Genomic DNA, 4,372 nt, shown 5'->3' with positions numbered 1-4,372 from the left:
GCAGTGGTTCCGGTTGGTGGGGTAGTTGTTGGGGTGGGTGTTGGTGATGGCGTTGGTGTTGGTGTACAACTGGTTATCAAGAAAGCCAATAAAACAACAACAGCAAGAAATGACAACTTTTTCATCTTGTTCCCTCCTTGCAAATTAAAATATATTTTATTATAGCACGTTATTTTATTTCGGATGTAAAAATTTCAAGGATTGATAAATAAATTGAGAAAATTTTAAAAAAATGAATCCTCACACCCTGATTTTTATAAGTGTGAGGATAATGAAAATTTTTTCTTTATTGAATGTTTCCAATAGGTTATTTTTTTAATGTTTCCTATTATACAATCAAACGGTTTCCATTGGTGTGATGAGTAACAATATGATGAAAATAAGCTTCGGTAATATAGTGCTCCATCATACGATGGGTGTTAAAATAGGAAGCAATCTTACCAATTGAATTTTTCATCATTTTTATCCACCAGTCAATACGTTGGTAATAGGTTGGGAGAATTAGATATTCGAGCTTATTGTATAAATCGTCAATTTCTTCCCGGCTTTGCTCGGCCGGATCGCTTTTTTCGTTTGGTGCTGGTCCAATTGCCCATCCAGTAATTCCTTCCAGGCAACCTTCCACCCACCACCCATCTAAAACACTGAAGTTGAGAGCTCCATTATGAGCTGCTTTCATTCCACTGGTTCCCGATGCTTCCAAAGGCCTTTGGGGAGTATTGAGCCAGACGTCTACTCCACAAACCAATTTTTTAGCTATCTCAATGTTATAATCTTCAAGAAAAATGATTTTAATTTCATTTTGAAGAGTTTTAGCTATTTGAATAATTGATTGTATCAATCTCTTTCCCTCTTCATCGTGAGGGTGGGCTTTTCCAGCAAAGATAATCTGGAAGTCACCTTTTCTTTTCACTCTTTTGAGTCTTTCTAGATCAGTAAAGATAAAGTGTGGCCTTTTATAAGCAGTCATTCGGCGGGCAAATCCGATGGTTAATATATTTTCGTTTAAAGAGATACCAGTTTTTTCTTTAACAAAATCTAAGAGAACCCGCTTTTCAGCTTGACCGGCTTCCCAGATTTCTTCATCGGGAATGATATCAACTCGAGTGAGGAGCTCGGTTTCCCGAGCCCAGCCGGGAATATATCGGTCAAAAAGTTCACGAAAGGAATTAGAAGTCCAGGTAAAGCTGTGAACACCGTTAGTAATATCGTGAATGATATATCCGGGAAACATGTTCCGGGATACTTCAGAATGACGTTTGGCTACTCCATTGACGTAACCGCTTAAATTTAGAGCTAGAAGTGTCATATTTAAGACATCGTTTCCAGCTAATTTTTTTAAAATTGATAAAGGAATATATTCACCAAATACTTTTTTTACCAAATCATAAGAAAATTTATCATGACCGGCTTCAACTGGGGTGTGAGTGGTAAAAACGCACAAGTTTTTTACCTGGTCGATGTCCCAAATTTTATCCTCTTCCCAAACTTCTTCGAGACTTCTCTTGTTCTTGTTAAGAAGCTCTAAAGTCAGAAAGGCGGCATGACCTTCATTAATATGGTATTTTCTTACATTTAAACCTAGGGTGTCCAGCATTCTCGTCCCGCCGATACCCAAAACAATTTCTTGTTTTAGACGATATTCTCGGTCTCCACCATATAAGAAATCGGTTATATTGCGGTCTTCTTCAGCATTTTTGTCCAAATTGGTGTCGAGAAAAATCACTGGCACGACCCCGCCTGATACACTTTTCCAATTGTACAACCAAGCTCCGATATAAACAGTTCGTCCTGATATAGTTACTTGAACTTGGTGCTCAAGCGGTTCAAGGTATTTCTCCACATCCCAAATGATGGGTAACTCTTTCTGCCACCCATCAGGAGTTATTTCTTGACGGAAATATCCCTTACGACTGAGTAGGGTGACAGCAACAAAAGGTATAGCGAAATCCGCAGCCGCTCGAACCGTATCCCCAGCCAGAACGCCAAGCCCTCCACTATAAGTAGGAATTTCATGAGTTAAAGCGATTTCCATAGAAAAGTATGCAATCGTTTCTTCTTTTTGTAAATTTTTAATGCTATCCATTTTATGCACTCCCAATTCGAATACTTCAGTTTTTTTATCTTCCGGTTGATCCCAAACCATTGGTTCCACGAGAAGTGGAAGATATTTCATCGCTTTCAATAATTTCAACTTGTGGAATTTCCCTTAGTGCTCCCTGAGCAATTCGATCTCCAGCTTGAATGGTGTAAGGATGATCACCGAAATTAAATAATCTAACCATCCAATTCCCTCGATAACCAGAGTCAATCGTGCCAATATGAATCATTATCCCTTTTTTAATTCCTAAACCGCTCCGAGGTCTTAATACGACTTCAAAACCTGAGGGGAACTCTGAAGCAATTTCGAGATCAATAATGACGCTTTTTTGAGGATAAATTACCGTTTCAACCGGACTGAAAAGATCGAAACAAGCATCATCCGGATAAGCAAACCGCGGGATATAAGCACGATTGGTTAACTTCTTAAATTTAATAACCATTTTTTTCTTCATAATTTCCTCCAGAGAAAAGTATACGGAATCTATTCGATGAAGGCAATTAAAAAAGAACAAACTCATATTTTCGATTGAAAGGTAAAGTTTTTTTAAATATGAGGAAAAGTGCTAAAATATTGATTTGAAAAGGTGATGAAAAGAGTAGGTACGATGGAAGAGAACTATATTCCCAATCAAAAATCATCCGAGCGATTTGGAAATCTTTATTTTCATAATTATACTCAAGGTCGCATTTCCTTCGATGAAGTGGTGGTTGCCCTATTTGATTTTATTCGACAAGATCCAAAAGGGACTTATCGAGTTATAATTGGTACTGACTCAAAAGGATCTAAAGATAGTCCCAATTTTCAGAGCTTTGTCACAGCAATAATCGTTCATAAGATTGGATACGGAGCTCGTTATTTTTGGAGAAAAACTTATCAAAAAAATCTCAGAGGGATTCGGGACAAAATTTATCAGGAGGCCATGCTTTCTTTGGAAACTTGTTGGGCTTTTATGGAAAAAATTAATACTTTCCCAGATAACCATTTATCCAACTATCGAGTTGAGATTCATGTTGATATTGGGCCAAATGGACCAACACGAAATATTATTCAAGAGGTAACAGGGATGATAGAAAATTTAGGTTTTACTGCAAAAGTAAAGCCTCATTCATTTGGAGCTTCAAGAGTAGCTCATCGACATACCTAAATAGTATTTATCCATCTTCTTAATTTAATCTTACCCTCTTTCAGAACCTTAATTTCGCTGGAAATGTAATTTTGGTATGGTTCAGGAATATAGTATAATTCTTGCTGTGAATACCAGAATCGGTAGAAAATAAATAACCTTACTTTGAACAAGGTATATACAGAAGAGGAGGATAAAATTGTGGTAAAAATTATTAAAAAAGAAGTACTCACACCGCAGATCAAACTTATGGTTATCGATGCACCAAGAGTAGCTCAACACGCTAAAGCCGGACAATTTGTTATTGTGCGTATTAATGAAGAAGGCGAAAGAATACCACTTACTATTGCTGATTTTGATCCAGAAAAAGGAACGGTTACCATTATTTTCCAAGAAGTTGGGAAAAGTACTATACAATTAGGAGAGTTGGATGAAGGAGATTATATGGCAGATTTTGTAGGACCTTTGGGGAAAGAGATAGAAGAAAAAAACTTTGGCCATGTAGTCTGTGTAGGAGGAGGGGTTGGAATCGCCCCGGTTTATCCCAAAGCCCGAGCGTTAAAAATGTTAGATAATCGCATAACATCGATAATTGGAGCCCGTTCTTCAGATCTTCTCTTTTGGGAGGATCGGATGCAATCAGTTAGTGATGCCCTTTACGTGACGACTGATGATGGTTCTTATGGAGAAAAAGGTTTTGTGACTTCGGTTCTTGATCGGGTCATTCAAAAAGAAAAAATTGATTTAGTTATAGCTGTGGGTCCTTTAATGATGATGAAAATGGTAAGTCTTTTAACCAAGAAATATGAACTCCCGACCCTGGTAAGTTTAAATCCTATTATGGTGGACGGGACCGGTATGTGTGGTTGTTGCCGGGTAACCGTTGGGAAGGAATGTAAATTTACTTGTGTTGATGGACCGGTTTTTGATGGTCATAGCGTTGATTATGATGAGCTTTTAGCTCGTCAAAGAAATTACCTTGAAGAAGAAAAAAGAGCTGTTGAGAGCTGGCAGATGAAAAAAGCCGAGGAAGGAGTTCACCATGTCAAATAATCGATTAAACGGACGTCCCAAAATGCCCCAGCGTACGGTTCAGGAAAGAATCCGTGATTTTAATGAAGTCCCGCTTGGTTTAGAGAAATGGG

General features: G+C 37.9%; 4 protein-coding genes. 2 read left to right on the top strand and 2 right to left on the bottom strand.

Annotated elements, in window-relative coordinates; genetic code table 11:
* Nucleotides 1-328: 328 nt before the first annotated feature.
* Both glgP and dut read right to left on the bottom strand, forming a co-directional pair.
* Nucleotides 329-2,086 (bottom strand): alpha-glucan family phosphorylase, encoded by a 1,758-nt coding sequence (gene glgP, locus PLK24_RS08860; protein WP_324478302.1) that lies wholly within the window; start codon nucleotides 2,084-2,086, stop codon nucleotides 329-331.
* Nucleotides 2,087-2,120: 34 nt separating this feature from the next.
* Nucleotides 2,121-2,555 carry a dUTP diphosphatase gene (dut, locus tag PLK24_RS08855; RefSeq protein ID WP_324478300.1) on the bottom strand — a complete coding sequence of 145 codons (435 nt, stop codon included), beginning with the start codon at nucleotides 2,553-2,555 and terminating at the stop codon, nucleotides 2,121-2,123.
* A gap of 135 nt (nucleotides 2,556-2,690) precedes the next feature.
* Here dut and PLK24_RS08850 point away from each other — a divergent pair, with 135 nt between their 5' ends.
* Both PLK24_RS08850 and PLK24_RS08845 read left to right on the top strand, forming a co-directional pair.
* On the top strand, nucleotides 2,691-3,248 hold the full coding sequence (locus PLK24_RS08850; protein WP_324478298.1) for a ribonuclease H-like YkuK family protein: 558 nt from the start codon (nucleotides 2,691-2,693) through the stop codon (nucleotides 3,246-3,248).
* 180 nt (nucleotides 3,249-3,428) lie between these two features.
* The gene (locus PLK24_RS08845; protein ID WP_324478296.1) at nucleotides 3,429-4,280 is read left to right on the top strand and encodes a sulfide/dihydroorotate dehydrogenase-like FAD/NAD-binding protein; all 852 of its coding nucleotides are present in this window, start codon (nucleotides 3,429-3,431) and stop codon (nucleotides 4,278-4,280) included.
* The last annotated feature ends 92 nt before the right edge of the window (nucleotides 4,281-4,372 follow it).

The organism is Atribacter sp., from assembly GCF_035418125.1.
Taxonomy (GTDB): Bacteria; Atribacterota; Atribacteria; order Atribacterales; family Atribacteraceae; genus Atribacter; species Atribacter allofermentans.
Note: the sequence above shows the minus strand (reverse complement) of the source record. Positions and strands in the feature narration are given on the sequence as shown.

What these genes read in the sequence shown, in the direction of transcription:
- dut (WP_324478300.1), bottom strand. Translation starts at nt 2,555, where the DNA reads ATGAAGAAAAAAATGGTTATTAAATTTAAGAAGTTAACCAATCGTGCT.
- glgP (WP_324478302.1), bottom strand. Translation starts at nt 2,086, where the DNA reads ATGGATAGCATTAAAAATTTACAAAAAGAAGAAACGATTGCATACTTT.
- PLK24_RS08850 (WP_324478298.1), top strand. Translation starts at nt 2,691, where the DNA reads ATGAAAAGAGTAGGTACGATGGAAGAGAACTATATTCCCAATCAAAAA.